General features: G+C 71.6%; 11 protein-coding genes and 1 pseudogene. 5 read left to right on the plus strand and 7 right to left on the minus strand.

The window, feature by feature from the left end:
• Positions 1-139: 139 nt before the first annotated feature.
• Positions 140-1,522, plus strand: a complete 1,383-nt coding sequence (locus ASC82_RS09670; RefSeq protein ID WP_242427620.1) for a cation:dicarboxylase symporter family transporter — start codon at positions 140-142, stop codon at positions 1,520-1,522.
• A 232-nt stretch (positions 1,523-1,754) separates the two neighbouring features.
• On the opposite strand, the gene ASC82_RS09675 is transcribed toward ASC82_RS09670, so the two are convergent.
• From ASC82_RS09675 to ASC82_RS09690, 4 genes and pseudogenes are all read right to left on the minus strand, one after another.
• Positions 1,755-2,687 carry a DUF1996 domain-containing protein gene (locus ASC82_RS09675; RefSeq protein WP_056644205.1) on the minus strand — a complete coding sequence of 311 codons (933 nt, stop codon included), beginning with the start codon at positions 2,685-2,687 and terminating at the stop codon, positions 1,755-1,757.
• Between the two features lie 14 nt (positions 2,688-2,701).
• On the minus strand, positions 2,702-4,189 hold the full coding sequence (locus ASC82_RS09680) for a glycoside hydrolase family 16 protein (protein WP_056644207.1): 1,488 nt from the start codon (positions 4,187-4,189) through the stop codon (positions 2,702-2,704).
• A gap of 145 nt (positions 4,190-4,334) precedes the next feature.
• Positions 4,335-5,220: pseudogene (locus ASC82_RS09685) on the minus strand (aldo/keto reductase).
• A complete protein-coding gene (locus ASC82_RS09690; protein ID WP_056644209.1) occupies positions 5,217-6,119 on the minus strand; it encodes an NAD-dependent epimerase/dehydratase family protein in 903 nt (300 codons plus the stop codon). The pseudogene ASC82_RS09685 and the gene ASC82_RS09690 overlap by 4 nt, the downstream one beginning before the upstream one ends.
• Before the next feature lie 67 nt (positions 6,120-6,186).
• Here ASC82_RS09690 and ASC82_RS09695 point away from each other — a divergent pair, with 67 nt between their 5' ends.
• From ASC82_RS09695 to ASC82_RS09705, 3 genes are all read left to right on the plus strand, one after another.
• Positions 6,187-6,717: an Lrp/AsnC family transcriptional regulator gene (locus tag ASC82_RS09695; RefSeq protein ID WP_079039173.1), complete on the plus strand. Its 531-nt coding sequence runs from the start codon at positions 6,187-6,189 to the stop codon at positions 6,715-6,717.
• A 61-nt stretch (positions 6,718-6,778) separates the two neighbouring features.
• Positions 6,779-7,201, plus strand: a complete 423-nt coding sequence (locus ASC82_RS09700) for a MerR family transcriptional regulator (RefSeq protein ID WP_024755234.1) — start codon at positions 6,779-6,781, stop codon at positions 7,199-7,201.
• Between the two features lie 5 nt (positions 7,202-7,206).
• On the plus strand, positions 7,207-7,545 hold the full coding sequence (locus ASC82_RS09705; RefSeq protein WP_056644933.1) for a thioredoxin domain-containing protein: 339 nt from the start codon (positions 7,207-7,209) through the stop codon (positions 7,543-7,545).
• A 36-nt stretch (positions 7,546-7,581) separates the two neighbouring features.
• On the opposite strand, the gene ASC82_RS09710 is transcribed toward ASC82_RS09705, so the two are convergent.
• A complete protein-coding gene (locus tag ASC82_RS09710; RefSeq protein WP_242427621.1) occupies positions 7,582-7,845 on the minus strand; it encodes a hypothetical protein in 264 nt (87 codons plus the stop codon).
• Positions 7,846-8,025: 180 nt separating this feature from the next.
• A complete protein-coding gene (gene thrS / locus ASC82_RS09715; RefSeq protein WP_277914783.1) occupies positions 8,026-9,303 on the minus strand; it encodes a threonine--tRNA ligase in 1,278 nt (425 codons plus the stop codon).
• A 281-nt stretch (positions 9,304-9,584) separates the two neighbouring features.
• Between thrS and ASC82_RS09720 the strand changes: the two genes are divergently transcribed.
• Entirely contained in the window at positions 9,585-11,864 is a 2,280-nt protein-coding gene (locus tag ASC82_RS09720; RefSeq protein ID WP_056644215.1) for an ATP-binding domain-containing protein, read from the plus strand.
• Here ASC82_RS09720 and glgB read toward each other — a convergent pair.
• Complete coding sequence (glgB, locus tag ASC82_RS09725) at positions 11,851-14,118, minus strand: 1,4-alpha-glucan branching enzyme (RefSeq protein WP_199862505.1); 2,268 nt, start codon at positions 14,116-14,118, stop codon at positions 11,851-11,853. The two genes, ASC82_RS09720 and glgB, sit on opposite strands and share 14 nt — an antisense overlap.
• Positions 14,119-14,233: the final 115 nt, after the last annotated feature.

Raw genomic sequence — 14,233 nt, forward strand, 5'->3', positions numbered from 1 at the left:
TCGTTCTCTTCCCGCAGGCCCGGGCACGGTCCTGTCCCGGCCCCGCTCCGACCCCGCCGGATGTTTCGGTCGTGAACGAAACGTACGCAACCGTGACCCGGGTCACAGGCTGATGGATAGTCGCGGAGTCCACCGGGACGTGGACACCCACCAGCGCGAGGAGGACCCCGTGGCCGCACGACGGGACCGTACCCACTATCTGTATCTGGCCGTCATCGGCGCCGTACTGCTCGGCATCGCGGTCGGCTTCCTGGCGCCGGGCGTCGCCGTCGAGCTCAAGCCGTTGGGCACCGGCTTCGTGAACCTGATCAAGATGATGATCTCGCCGATCATCTTCTGCACGATCGTCCTCGGCGTCGGATCGGTCCGCAAGGCCGCGAAGGTCGGCGCCGTCGGCGGCCTCGCCCTCGGCTACTTCCTCGTGATGTCGACCGTCGCACTCGCGATCGGCCTGCTCGTCGGCAACCTCCTGGAGCCCGGTTCCGGCCTCCACCTCACCAAGGAGATCGCCGAGGCCGGCGCCAAGCAGGCCGAGGGCGCGAGCGAGTCCACGCCGGACTTCCTGCTCGGGATCATCCCCACCACCCTCGTCTCCGCCTTCACCGAGGGCGAGGTCCTCCAGACGCTCCTCGTCGCCCTGCTCGCGGGCTTCGCGCTCCAGGCGATGGGCGCCGCCGGGGAGCCCGTGCTGCGCGGGATCGGCCACATCCAGCGGCTCGTCTTCCGCATCCTCGCGATGATCATGTGGGTCGCCCCGATCGGCGCGTTCGGCGCGATCGCCGCCGTCGTCGGCGCGACCGGCATCGACGCCCTCAAGTCCCTCGCCGTCATCATGATCGGCTTCTATCTGACCTGTGGACTCTTCGTCTTCGTCGTGCTCGGCGCGATCCTGCGACTGGTCGCCGGGATCAACATCTGGACGCTGCTGAGGTACCTGGGCCGCGAGTTCCTGCTGATCCTGTCCACCTCCTCCTCGGAGTCCGCGCTGCCGCGGCTCATCGCGAAGATGGAGCACCTGGGCGTCAGCAAGCCGGTCGTCGGCATCACCGTCCCGACGGGCTACTCCTTCAACCTCGACGGCACCGCGATCTACCTGACGATGGCCTCCCTCTTCGTCGCCGAGGCGATGGGCGACCCGCTCTCGCTCGGCGAGCAGATCTCGCTCCTCGTCTTCATGATCATCGCCTCGAAGGGTGCGGCGGGCGTCACCGGCGCGGGCCTCGCGACCCTCGCGGGCGGCCTCCAGTCCCACCGGCCCGAACTGGTCGACGGGGTGGGCCTGATCGTCGGCATCGACCGCTTCATGAGCGAGGCCCGCGCCCTCACCAACTTCGCGGGCAACGCCGTCGCCACCGTCCTCGTCGGAACCTGGACGAAGGAGATCGACAAGGCGAGGGTCGCGGAGGTCCTGGCCGGGCACATTCCCTTCGACGAGAAGACCCTCGTCGACGATCACGCGCCGGCCCCGGTCCCGGACCAGCGGACCGAGGACGGCGAGGAGAAGGCCCGCGCGGGCGTCTGACCGCGGGGACCTCGAAGACCCGAAGCCCCGAAGACCCGAAGCCCCGTCCGGGTCGTCACGACCCGGACGACCCGCATGACCCCGAAGACCCCGTCGGATCACCACGACTCCTACGACTCCGACGACTCCGACGACTCCGAGTCCCGGGCCTTGAGCCGGATCCGGGCCTCGGGAGAGGGACCGGTCCCGACCGCGCAGGCGGCCGGGACCGGTCCCTCTCGTGTTCACCTCCCTACTGCTGGATCGGCCGGCCGTCGGTCCCGCAGATGTAGCCGGCGTTGATGCAGTCGGCGACCCGGCGTCTGAGCTCGCCCTCGTCCCAGGCGTTGAAGAAGTCGCCGTGGAAGGTGTAGCCGGGCGCGTCCGTCACGTTCGTTCCGTTCCGGGTGCCCGCCAGGCTCAGTCCGCCGCCGTTCACCGGCCAGGTGATCAGCAGTTCCAGGCGGGGCACCGGGACGGGGTGGCTCGCCGGGCAGCTCGGCCCCGTCGCGTACGTCATGTGGTCGCGGTGGTTGGGGCTGTCCAGGTTCTTCCCGTCCCAGCAGGTCGGGAAGTCCAGGTAGTTCTCCAGCTTGGTGCCGGGCGGGCAGTTCATGAAGTCCCGCCCGGACTCCGTCCGGCCGACGCAGGACCAGCGCGCGGCCGGGTTCTGCTCGGGTCCCGTGGCCAGCGCGTTGCCGACGACGTACCGTAGTCCGCGCGGGTGCGCGACGGCGCGGGTGGGGTCGGTGAGGCCCTGGTAGTAGACGGTGACGCGCTCGGGGGCGACGGGCACGCCGTTCTGGTAGAGGGTCGGCGTCCAGTAGGAGGACAGGTCGGTCTGCGGGGTGCAGTTGGTGGTGCCGGCGGCCAGCGACTGGAGCGTCGAGGAGGCGTTCGCGGTCCTGTTCCCGTAGAACTCGTGGATGTGCGAGCGGCCCGCCTGCCCGGGGAAGACGATCGGGTCGTCGCCGCGGCGGTGGCTGGAGAAGCAGTCCGCGCGGAACTCCGAGCCGCGCAGCGGGGCCGCGGCCTGGGCGACGATCGCCGCCTGCTGGGCCTTCGTGTACGTGTACCGGTGGGCCGCGTGGCCCGAGGAGTGGTCCGTCCGGGCGGTCGTGCACCCGGCGGTGGCGAGGACCAGGACGGCGCCCGCGCCGGCGAGCAGCCTGCGGATCCGATGCATGGTGGCGCCCCCGCTCAGTTGAAGGGGATGCGGACGACGGACTGGTTGCCGGTGCCGAGCGTGCTCGGCCCGTTCCCGATCGCGTTCCACACCTCGACGCGGACCTTGCCGTTCACCAGGTTCCCGTGGCTGCCGGTGGCCGACTTCAGGCCGCGTGCCTGGGTGTAGTGCTCGTAGCCCGGTACGGGATCGGTCGCGAAGTACTGGTACGTCTCCATCCGCTCCCAGCTCCCGTCGCCCGTACGGTCGTAACTGACCCGTACCTGCTGGCCGTTGGCGACGGACGTGCCGGCGTCCACGAACAGGTCGAACTGGGTGGCGCCGCCGTTGTACGTCCGGGTGACCGGCCCCGAGGTGAAGACCTGGGGGTTGGCCGGGGTGCCGTCGTGGTTGGCGCCGCCCGCCGAGGCGAGCGAGACTGTCGAGGCCGTGGTCGCGTCCCCGGCGCCGCCGCCCGTCCGCAGGTACAGCTGCGAGGAGCCGGACGGCGGGGGAGTGGTCGGCGGGGTGGTCGGGGGTGTCGTCGGCGGGGTCGTCGAGCCGCCGCCCTTCGTCCACACCGCCACGTAGTCGACCAGCATCGGCCGCCCGGGGACGGTCGCGGCGGTCGGGGTCCTTCCGGCGAGCGCGTCGGGGAAGGCCCCGCCCATCGCCACGTTGAGCAGCAGGAAGTACCCGGCGTGGCCGGTCATGTCGGCCCAGGCCTGCGCGCCGACCCTGGCCTCGTTCACGCTGTGGAAGAGCTGGTCGTCCACGTACCAGCGCAGCTCGTTCGGGGAGGTCGAGCGGTCCCACTCGAAGCGGTACGTGTGGAAGGCCGACTGGCAGCTCGCGCCGGGGCAGGCGCGGCTGGCGCCGATGCCCGTGGTCTCGCCGCAGGGGCCGCCCGGGTTGACTCCGCAATGGAGCACGCCCCAGACGGAGTTAAGACCGTTGACGTTCTCCATGATGTCGAACTCGCCGATGGCGGGCCAGTTCCAGTAGTTGCCCCGGTAGGGGGAGCCGAGCGCCCAGAAGGCGGGCCAGTAGCCGAGGGCCGCGTCGCCGGTGACGTTCGGCATCTGAATGCGGCCCTCGATGCGGAGGGTTCCGCCGGCGGGGGCCTTGAAGTCGGCGCGGCGGGTCTCGATCCGGCCCGAGGTCCAGTTTCCGGCGCCGTCCCGCAGCGGGGTGATCCGCAGGTTGCCGGTGCCGTCGAGGCGGAGGTTGTCGGGGTTCGCGGTGTAGTTCTGGATCTCTCCGGTGCCCCAGTTGCCGGGGCCGCCGGGGTAGGCGTGGCCGGTGTCGATCTGCCAGTCGGCGCCGTTCGGCAGGGCGCGGTCGGGGCCGTTGAAGTCGTCGCTCCACTGGAGCGACCAACCGGGGGCGGGCGGGACGGCGCCGTTGGCGCTGCCCGCGCCGCCCAGGCCGACGAGGGCGCCGGTGGCGAGGGCGCCGGCGAGGAGCGAGGCGAGCAGGGGGATGCGGGATGTGCGTCTGGCGCGGCGGCTCGGGGAACGCAAGGGGAACACCTCCGGGGGACGTACGCGGGGTGTGCGCTGACCTGAGAGCGCTCTCAGAGCGCTCTCAGGAAGCTTTTGTAGTTGGAGACACCGGCCCCGTCAATGGGTCCGGTGTCTTCGGTTGCCGAACGCCCCACGCCCTCCGCTACTGAACGGCCAGTCGGGACAACTCCCCTGGGGTGAGCACGAGTTCGGCCGCCGCCGCCGAGTCCCGCACCGACTCCGGGCGGCTCGCGCCCGGGATCGGAAGCACCGTCTCCGACCGTGCGAGGAGCCACGCGAGAGCCACCCGTTGCGGACTGACCCCCCGCTCCCGCGCCACCCGGTGGAAGGCGCCGAACTCCGGGTCCTCCTCAAGCACGGACGCCCCGTCGAGCGAGCTGCGCGAGATCCCGCCCAGCGGACTCCACGGCAGGAAGGCCAGCCCGAGCTCCGCGCAGAGCCGCAGCTCCGCCTCGCTCGTGCGCACGGCGGGCGAGTAGCGGTTCTGTACGGAGACCAGCCGGTCGCCCAGGATCTCGCGGGCCAGCAGGATCTGCGCCGAGTCGACGTTCGAGATCCCGGCGAGCCGGACCGTCCCCGCGTCCAGCAACTCCCTTATCGCGCCCAGTGATTCGGCGTACGGCACGGCCGGATCCGGCTTGTGCAGCTGGTACAGGCCGATCGGGGCTGACCCGAGGCGCCGGGCCGAGCCCTCCGCCGCCCGCCGCAGATGGTCGGGCCGCCCGTCCACGGTCCAGCCGCCGTCCGCCGTACGGCCCCGCCCGCCCTTCGTCGCCACGAGCACCTCGCCTCGTACGGCCTCCGTACGAGGCGAGAGCCCGGGCCACGAGCAGCTCGCCCTCGCCGGGCGCGCCGTTCGGCGGGTGGTAGGAATCGGCGGTGTCGAGCAGGGTCACCCCGGCGTCGAGGGCGGCGTGCACGGTGGCCACGGCCCGCGCCTCGTCCGGCCGGCCCTCGACGGAGAGCGGCATCGTGCCGAGCCCGACGGCCCCGACCCGTACGTCCCCCAGCATCCGGAACCGAGTCATTCCCCGCCCCTCCCGACCGTCTCGGCCACCGCACGCGCAAGCCACTCGTGGGAATGCGAGAAGGAATAACCGAGCCCGGTGGCACGGGAGTTGTCCATGCCGTACGAGCGCGCGAAGGAGAACGGCGAGACCTCGCCGACCTCCACCTCCTGGAACACCGTGCGGCCGCCCACCCGCTTCTCGATCTCCGCGCAGATGTCGGCCGTGGTGAGCGGGCCGTGGGAATGGGCGTTGACCGGCCCGGTGAATTCCGCCTCGACCGTCCAGGCGAGGAAGCGGGCGATCTCCTCCACGTACACATAGGTCGCCGGACGGTTCACCACGGGGACGGCGATCGGCTCGCCGGCCCGGATGCGCCGCGCGTAGTGGTCGAGCCGGCCCGTGAAGTCGTCGTCGCCGCCCAGTACATGGGCGACGCGCACGGAGGTCCAGGCGAAGGGCGGCCGCCCGGCCGCGAAGACCGACTCCGCCTGCCGCTTCCCCTCCCCGTAGCGCTCCTCACGGAACTCCGGGTCGTCCCAGGCCAGGCCGGTGTCGACGGTGACGGAGGCCAGGTCGAGGACGGACTCGGCGACCGGTGCGGCCGAGTCCTCGTACCCGTACACCTCCACCGTCGACGTCATCACATAGCGCCCCGTGCGCGTCCCGAACACCCGGCGGGCGATCTCCGCCTGGCGCGGGGTGTAGCAGACCTGGTCGACGACGACGTCGAAGGAACGGCCCGCGAGGACGGATTCGAGAGCGGATTCGTCGTCGCGGTCGGCGACGAGATGCTCGATTCCCTCCGGGGCGCCGGAAGAACCCCGATTGAGCACGGTGATCCGGTGCCCGGATTTCCTCAGCAGCGCGATGAGCCGCTTTCCGAAATAGCGATTACCGCCGATGACCAGAATGTCCATGAATCCCAACTCCCTTGTGTCGCACGACAAGTGTTACGTTTGGTGCTCGCCGCCTGAAGGGGGAACCATGGGAATTCCGGCCGCCGTACCGAAGGAACCTCGGCCTTCGCGCCCCGCCGCCGACGATTCCTCGGCGGCCGCTTTCGACCCCATCGACCGGCGGATCCTGGACCTCCTCCAGACCGACGGCCGGATCAAGCTCAGCGAGCTCGGCCGGCAGGTCAGGCTCAGCCCCGCGGCCGTCACCGAACGGGTCCGCCGCCTGGAGGCGAGCGGGGCGGTCACCGGCTACGGCGCCCACGTCTCCCCGGCCCGGCTCGGCTACGGCATCCAGGCCTTCATCCGGGTGAACCCGCACGGCGGCTACACCCTGAAGCACCCGCGGACCCTGGAACTGACCGCGCGCCCCGAGGTCCTGGAGGTACACCACGTCGTGGGCGAGGACTGCTGGATCCTCAAGGTCGCCGTCACCGACACCGTCCACCTGGAAGACATCCTGGAGCAGACCTCGGCCCTCGGCCGGACCACGACCTCGGTCGTCCTGTCGTCGCCGGTGGAGCGCAAGCCGCTGCTGCCGCCCGGCGGCCACCGTTCCTGACGGTCCCCCTTTCCGCTCCCTTCTTGCCTTGACGTCGGCGTCAAGGCTTACGTTCGGGGACATGCGCATCGGAGAGCTGGCCGAGCGGGCGGGAACCACCACGAGGACTCTGCGGTACTACGAGTCCCGGGGCCTCCTGACCGCGCGGCGCACGGAGCAGGGGTACCGCACGTACGACGAGGACGACCTGCGGCTCCTCCAGCAGATCAGGACCCTTCAGGACTTCGGGTTCGAGCTGGAGGAGACGCGTCCCTTCGTCGACTGCCTGCGCGAGGGCCACCCCACGGGTGACGCCTGCCCCGCGTCGATCGCCGTCTACCGGCGGAAGATCGCCGAACTGGACGGCCTGATCGAACAGCTCCAAGCGGTACGCGCCCAGATGGGCGCCCAGCTGCTCCGGGCCGAGGCGGAACTGCCGCACGGCCCGGAACCCCGGTGCGAGCTCGGTACGGAGCGGGACACAGGCACGGATACGGAGGGGTGACGGAGATGACGACGTACTCAGAGGGCGTGGCCGAGGTCACGGACGCGGACTTCGCCGCGGAGGTACTGGCGGCCGAACTGCCGGTCCTGGTGAAGTTCACCGCGGAGTGGTGCGGCCCGTGCCGCCAGCTGAAGCCGGTACTCGGCGCGATCGCCACGGAGGAGGCGGCACGGCTCCGGATCGTCGAGATCGACGTCGACCGGAACCCGGAGACCACCCTGACATACGGAATCCTCGGAACCCCGACCCTCATGCTCTTCCAGGCCGGCGAACCGGTGAAGTCCCTCGTAGGAGCCCGCCCCAAGCGCCGCCTCCTCCAGGAACTGGAGGACGTCCTGGGCTAGGGCCTGTCGGCGGCTCGTTCGCCGCGGCGTGTCCTCTCAGAAACCCGGGGCAGGGATGAAGCCCGGCCACCACGGGGGTGTGCCGTCGGGGCATGGTGGGGTGGTGGCGCCCTCCCAGAAGATCGAGAGGGCGCACCAGGCCACAGCCAGGAGTGTCACCGCGAGGGCGGGGGCACGGAGGCGGGGGCGGTGCCCGAGGAGGGTGCCCGTTGTGAGCCAGGTCAGGAGCAGGACCGTCCAGAGGCCCGGGAGGAACAGCCACAGCAGGAAGCCGCTGTTGGACGCGTTGTTGACTCCCACGTCGCAGGCGTTCCATGACCTGCCCAGAAGCATGGCGGTGGACACCGCGAGGACCAGCGCCACCGCCGCCCCGAGACGTCCATGCAGTCGTCGACTTTCCACAGAGCCCCCGTTCGCCGTTCGCTGCGGCAGCTGATGCTAGTCATCGCGTGATCCGCCCGGCAGTGCCCAGGCCGTGCCTCAGGCCATCGGCCAGAGCTCGGTGCTGTGGGTGACGATCAGGGTCTCGATCCGGTCGAGGATCCCCTCGGCCGGTTCCGCGTCGAGGCGGCGGCCGTCTCGTAGGCGCAGGGCGATCAGGTCGGCGGTGGCTTCCCTGGCGCCGATGATCGCCTGGTACGGGGCCAGGCGGGTCTCCCGGATCCTGGCGCCCAGGGTGCCTCGTTCGGGGGCGGTCACCTCGGCTCGGAGGCCGCGTTCGGTGCAGCGGGCGGCGAGGGCGGTCGCGTTCGGGAGTTCGGCTTCCGAGACGGGCAGGATGGCCAGTTGGACGGGGGACAGCCAGGCGGGGAAGGCGCCGCCGTGGTGTTCCAGGAGGTGGGCGACGGCCCGTTCCACGCTGCCGATGACGCTGCGGTGGATCATCACCGGGCGGTGCTTGGCGCCGTCCGCGCCGGTGTAGTGGAGGTCGAACCGCTCGGGCTGGTGGAAGTCGACCTGCACGGTGGACAGGGTGGACTCGCGGCCGGCGCCGTCGGCGACCTGGACGTCGATCTTCGGCCCGTAGAACGCGGCTTCGCCCTCGGCCTCCTCGTAGGACAGCCCGGACGCGTCGAGCACCTCCCGCAGCAGGGCGGTGGACCGCGACCACAGCTCGGGCGCGGCGACGTACTTCCCGCCGGGCCCGGGCAGCGAGAGCCGGTACCGGGCGGGGGCGATGCCGAGGGCCTCGTACGCCCGCCGGATCATCTCCAGGGCCGCCCCGGCCTCCTCGGCGACCTGCTCCAGGGTGCAGAAGAGGTGCGCGTCGTTCAGCTGGATCGCGCGGACCCGGGTCAGTCCGCCCAGGACTCCGGAGAGCTCTGAGCGGTACATGCCGCCCAGCTCGGCCATGCGCAGCGGCAGTTCGCGGTAGCTGTGCGGGCGGGAGCGGTAGACGAGGGCGTGGTGGGGACAGAGGCTGGGCCGCAGGACGAACTGCTCGCCGCCGAGTTCCATCGGCGGGAACATGTCGTCGCTGTAGTGCGCCCAGTGCCCCGAGATCTCGTACAGCTCGCGTTTGCCGAGCACCGGCGAGTACACGTGCCGGTATCCGGCCCGGCGTTCGGCGGAGCGGATGTACTCCTCCAGGGCGTGCCGTACGACGGCGCCGTCGGGCAGCCAGTACGGCAGCCCGGAGCCGATGAGCGGGTCGGTGTCGAAGAGGTTCAGCTCGCGGCCGAGCCTGCGGTGGTCGTGCACGGTGGTCTCCTCGCGGTCGGCGGGCGAGTGACCACAAGAGACGAAGCCCCGGGGCACTCGCCCCGGGGCTTCGTCACTGGATCAGCAGTCAGCGCGCCGGGACACTCTCCGGCGTCGTCGTCCTCATGTCGGCGCGCTGCATGCGGGTGACCGTAGCAAGGGGCCGTGGCGGGGTGCACGGGATTTTTCACCAGGGCATACAGAAATACCCCGACTAGAATTGACAGTCGGGGTATCGGATCGCTTATATTTATGGATTCCGTGCCTGACGCATGCAAGAGAACATGCTTAAGCGCGGAGAAGTTCAATAAACGCACTGTATCGCGCCGGGAGTCGAATTGTCAACCGAGGAATTTCGGAATGAGCAGCAATTCATCACCGATCTGTACGCACGCCTCGACGACCTGAGGGACCGGGCCGAGGCCGCCGTCGCACAGGCCCTGCGCACCCCCGGGGTCGGCAGCAACCAGGGCCGTCTCGAAAGGGACGTGACCGTCGCCGAACAGTCCGGGCTGCTCTCCGCCTTCGACGCGGGGGAGAGCGGCCTCTGCTTCGGCCGGCTCGTCTTCCGCGACGGCCGTGACCACCACATCGGGCGGATCGGCATCCGCAAGGACGACCCGAACCGCACGCCCCTCGTCGTCGACTGGCGCGCCGAGATCGCCAGACCCTTCTACCTCGCCACCGGCTACGAGCCCATGGGCCTCTCCCGCCGCCGGCACATCAGCACCCGGGGCCGCGAGGTCACCGCCCTCCACGACGAGGTCCTCGACCTCGGCGACGCCACCCGCACCGGCCACGAGAGCCGCGACGCCGACGAGGTGCTGCTCGCCGCGCTCGACGCCGCCCGCACCGGCCGCATGCACGACATCGTGCAGACCATCCAGGCCGAGCAGGACGGCATCATCCGCTCCCCGCACCAGGGCGTCCTCGTCGTCGAGGGCGGCCCCGGCACCGGCAAGACCGCCGTCGCCCTGCACCGCGCCGCGTACCTCCTCTACGCCCACCGCGAGCAGCTCGCCAAGCGGGCCGTCCTCATCGTCGGCCCCAACCCCGCCTTCCTCGGCTACATCGGGAACGTCCTGCCCTCCCTCGGCGAGACCGGCGTCCTGCTCGCCACCCCCGCCGAACTCTTCCCCGGCGTCCGCGCCACCGGCACCGACACCCCGCGCGCCGCCGCCGTCAAGGGCTCCGCCGCCATGGCCGACGCGCTGGCCGCGGCCGTACGGGACCGCCAGCAGGTCCCCGAGCGCGGCGCGCCCCTCGTCGTCCCGCACGAGGACGGGGACCTCGTCATCGACTGGGACATGGCCCTGGAGGCCCGTCACAAGGCCCGCGAGACCGTCCTCCCGCACAACCTCGCCCGCCCCTACTTCGTCTTCCGGATCCTCGACTCGCTCGCCGAGCAGCTCGCCGACCGCATCGGCGCCGACCCCTACGGCGGCCCCAACTTCCTCGGCCCCGACGACCGCGCGCTGCTCGCCAAGGGCATCGCCGCCAACCCCGACGTGCACGCCGCCGTCGACACCCTCTGGCCGTCGCTCACTCCCCAGGAGTTCCTCGCCGACTACCTCACCGAGCCCACCCACCTCGACGACGCGGACGCCGCGGCGATCCGGCGCGAGTCGGGTGCCTGGACCCCCGCCGACGTGCCGCTGCTCGACGAGGCCGCCGAGCTCCTCGGCGAGGACGACTCGGCCGCCCGCGCCGCCCAGGAGGCCGAGCGGCAGCGCCAGATCCAGTACGCGCAGGGCGTCCTCGACGTCTCGTACGCCTCGCGCACCTACGAGTTCGAGGACAAGGAGGAGCTGGACGAGGACGCCTCCGAGGTCCTCTCCGCCCACGACATCATCGACGCCGAGCGGTTCGCCGAGCGGCACGAGGAGGCCGACCACCGCACCGCCGCCGAACGGGCCGCCGCCGACCGCACCTGGGCCTTCGGCCACATCATCGTCGACGAGGCCCAGGAGCTCTCCGCGATGGCCTGGCGGCTCCTCATGCGCCGCAGCCCGACCCGCTCCATGACCCTCGTCGGCGACCCCGCCCAGACCGGCGACCCGGCCGGCGTCGGTGCCTGGGAGCGGATCCTCTCCCCGTACGTGCAGGACCGCTGGGAGCACGTCCGCCTCGGCGTCAACTACCGCACGCCCGCCGAGATCATGGAGGTCGCCGCCGAGGTGCGGCGGGCCGCCGACCCGGGCTTCGAACCGCCCCGGTCCGTCCGCTCCACGGGCGTCGCGCCCTGGGACCGGACCGTCGACGACCCGGTGAAGGAGGCCGCCGACGCGGTCGCCGCCGAGCTGCGGACCGAGGGCCGGCTCGCGGTGATCGCGCCGGAGGGCCTGCTCCCCGGTCTGATCGCGGCCCTGCCGGACGCCGCCCACGGAGCCGCCCCCGACCTCACCCGGCCGGTGGTCCTCCTCGACCCCCGGCAGGCGAAGGGGCTGGAGTTCGACACGGTCCTGGTCGTCGACCCCGAGGGCATCGTGGCCGGCGCCCCGCACGGGATCAACGACCTGTACGTGGCGCTGACCCGTGCGACTCAGCGACTGGGCGTGATCAGGAGCGCCGCTGGGGACGTCACGCCGGACGAAGCACCGGACCTCACGCCGGCCTGAGCCAGACCGTCGCCAGCGGCGGCAGCGTCATCCGCAGGCTCGCCGAACGGCCGTGCCACGGCACCGACTCGGTCTTCACCGGGTCGGTGCCCACCACGTCCCCGCCGCCGTACCGGGCGGCGTCCGTGTTGAGGACCTCCGCCCAGGCGGCGAAGGTGTCCGGCACGCCGATCCGGTAGTCGTGCCGCACGACCGGCGAGAAGTTGCAGACGGCGAGCAGCGGGGAGCCGAAGCCGTCGAAGCGGAGGAACGCGAAGACGTTGTCCTCGGCCGCGTCCCCGACGACCCACTGGAAGCCGTCCGGGGCGGTGTCCCGCTCCCAGAGCGACGGGTTCGCGGCGTACACCGTGTTGAGGTCCCGCACCAGGTCCCGCACGCCCCGGTGGTCGGGCTCCGCCCCGTACGACGGGTCGAGCAGCCACCAGTCGGGCCCGTGCTCCGCCGACCACTCCGCCCCCTGCGCGAACTCCTGCCCCATGAAGAGGAGTTGCTTGCCGGGGTGGGCCCACATGAAGCCCAGGTAGGCCCGGTGGTTGGCCCGCTGCTGCCACCAGTCGCCGGGCATCTTCGAGACCAGCGACCGCTTGCCGTGCACGACCTCGTCGTGGGAGATCGGCAGGATGTAGTTCTCGCTGTACGCGTACACCATCGAGAAGGTCATCTCGTGGTGGTGGTACTTGCGGTGCACCGGCTCCTTCTCCGCGTAGCCCAGCGAGTCGTGCATCCAGCCCATGTTCCACTTCATGCCGAAGCCCAGGCCGCCGAAGCCGCCGGGGCCCACCTGGTCGGTCGCCCGCGTCACGCCGTCCCAGGCCGTGGACTCCTCGGCGAACGTCACGATCCCCGGGCAGCGCCGGTACACCGTCGCGTTCATCTCCTGGAGGAAGGCCACCGCGTCCAGGTTCTCCCGGCCGCCGAACTCGTTCGGCAGCCACTCGCCGTGCTCGCGCGAGTAGTCGAGGTAGAGCATCGAGGCCACCGCGTCCACGCGGAGCCCGTCGAGGTGGAACTCCTGGCACCAGTACACCGCGTTGGCGACGAGGAAGTTCCGCACCTCCTTGCGCCCGTAGTCGAACTCCAGGGTCCCCCAGTCGGGATGGTGCGAGCGGCGCGGGTCCTCGTGCTCGTACAGCGGACGCCCGTCGAACTCGGCGAGCGCCCAGTCGTCCTTCGGGAAGTGCGCCGGGACCCAGTCCATGAGGACGCCGATCCCCGCCCGGTGCAGGGCGTCGACCAGGAACTTGAAGTCGTCGGGGGTGCCCATCCGGGCCGTCGGCGCGTAGAAGCCGGTGACCTGGTAGCCCCAGGAGCCGCTGAACGGGTGCTCGGCGACGGCCATGAACTCCACGTGCGTGAAGCCGAGGTCGAGGACGTACGCGGGCAGCTGCTCGGCCAGCTCCCGGTACGTCAGCCCCGGCCGCCAGGACGGCAGGTGCAGCTCGTAGACGGAGAGCGGCGCCTCGTGGTGCGGGCGGGTGCCGCGCCGCGCCAGCCACTCGGCGTCGTCCCACGTGTAGTGCGAGGCGGTGACGATCGACGCGGTGTTCGGCGGGCACTCGGTGCGGCGGGCCATCGGGTCCGCGCGCACGGTGTGCGAACCGTCCGGCCGCGTGATGTCGTACTTGTACACGGCGCCCTCGCCGACGCCCGGCACGAACAGCTCCCACACTCCCGTCGAACCGAGCGAACGCATGGGCAGCGCGGTGCCGTCCCAGTGCGTGAAGTCACCGGTGACGCGGACACCGCGGGCGTTCGGCGCCCAGACGGCGAAGCGGGTGCCGGCCACGCCCTCGTGGGTCAGCGCGTGGGAGCCGAGCGCCGTCCACAGCTCCTCGTGCCGGCCCTCGCCGATGAGGTGGAGGTCGAGCTCGCCGAGGGAGGGGAGGAAGCGGTACGGGTCGACGACGGCGAGCTCGTCGCCCCCGTCCTCGTAGCGGACGCGCAGCTCGTACGCGGGCACCTTGCGCAGCAGCGGCAGCAGGCCGGAGAAGAGTCCGTCGCCGTCGTCGTGCAGCACGACGCGACGGCCCTTCGTCAGGACCACGACCTCCTTCGCCCACGGGCGCAGCACGCGCACCACGACCCCGCCGCGCACCGGATGCGCGCCGAGCACGCCGTGCGGGTCGTGGTGCTCGCCCGCGAGCAGCCGGGCGCGGTCACCCGGGTCGAGGGGTGGCGCCATCCGCACGGCGGTCCGGTCCGGTGCGGGCGTCTTCCTGGCGCGGGACGTCTTGCCTGCGGATCGGGCGGTCACGGGGGTGCCTCCTGGAGGGCGAGGGGTACGGGGGTACGGGGGTACGGGGTAGGAAACGGCATCCCGCGGGCGCGGGACACTCGGCCGAACGGGGCGCGTGGGGGTTGGCGCAGGC

Origin of the sequence: Streptomyces sp. Root431 (genome assembly GCF_001426585.1) — a bacterium.
GTDB classification, from domain to species: Bacteria; Actinomycetota; Actinomycetes; order Streptomycetales; family Streptomycetaceae; genus Streptomyces; species Streptomyces stackebrandtii.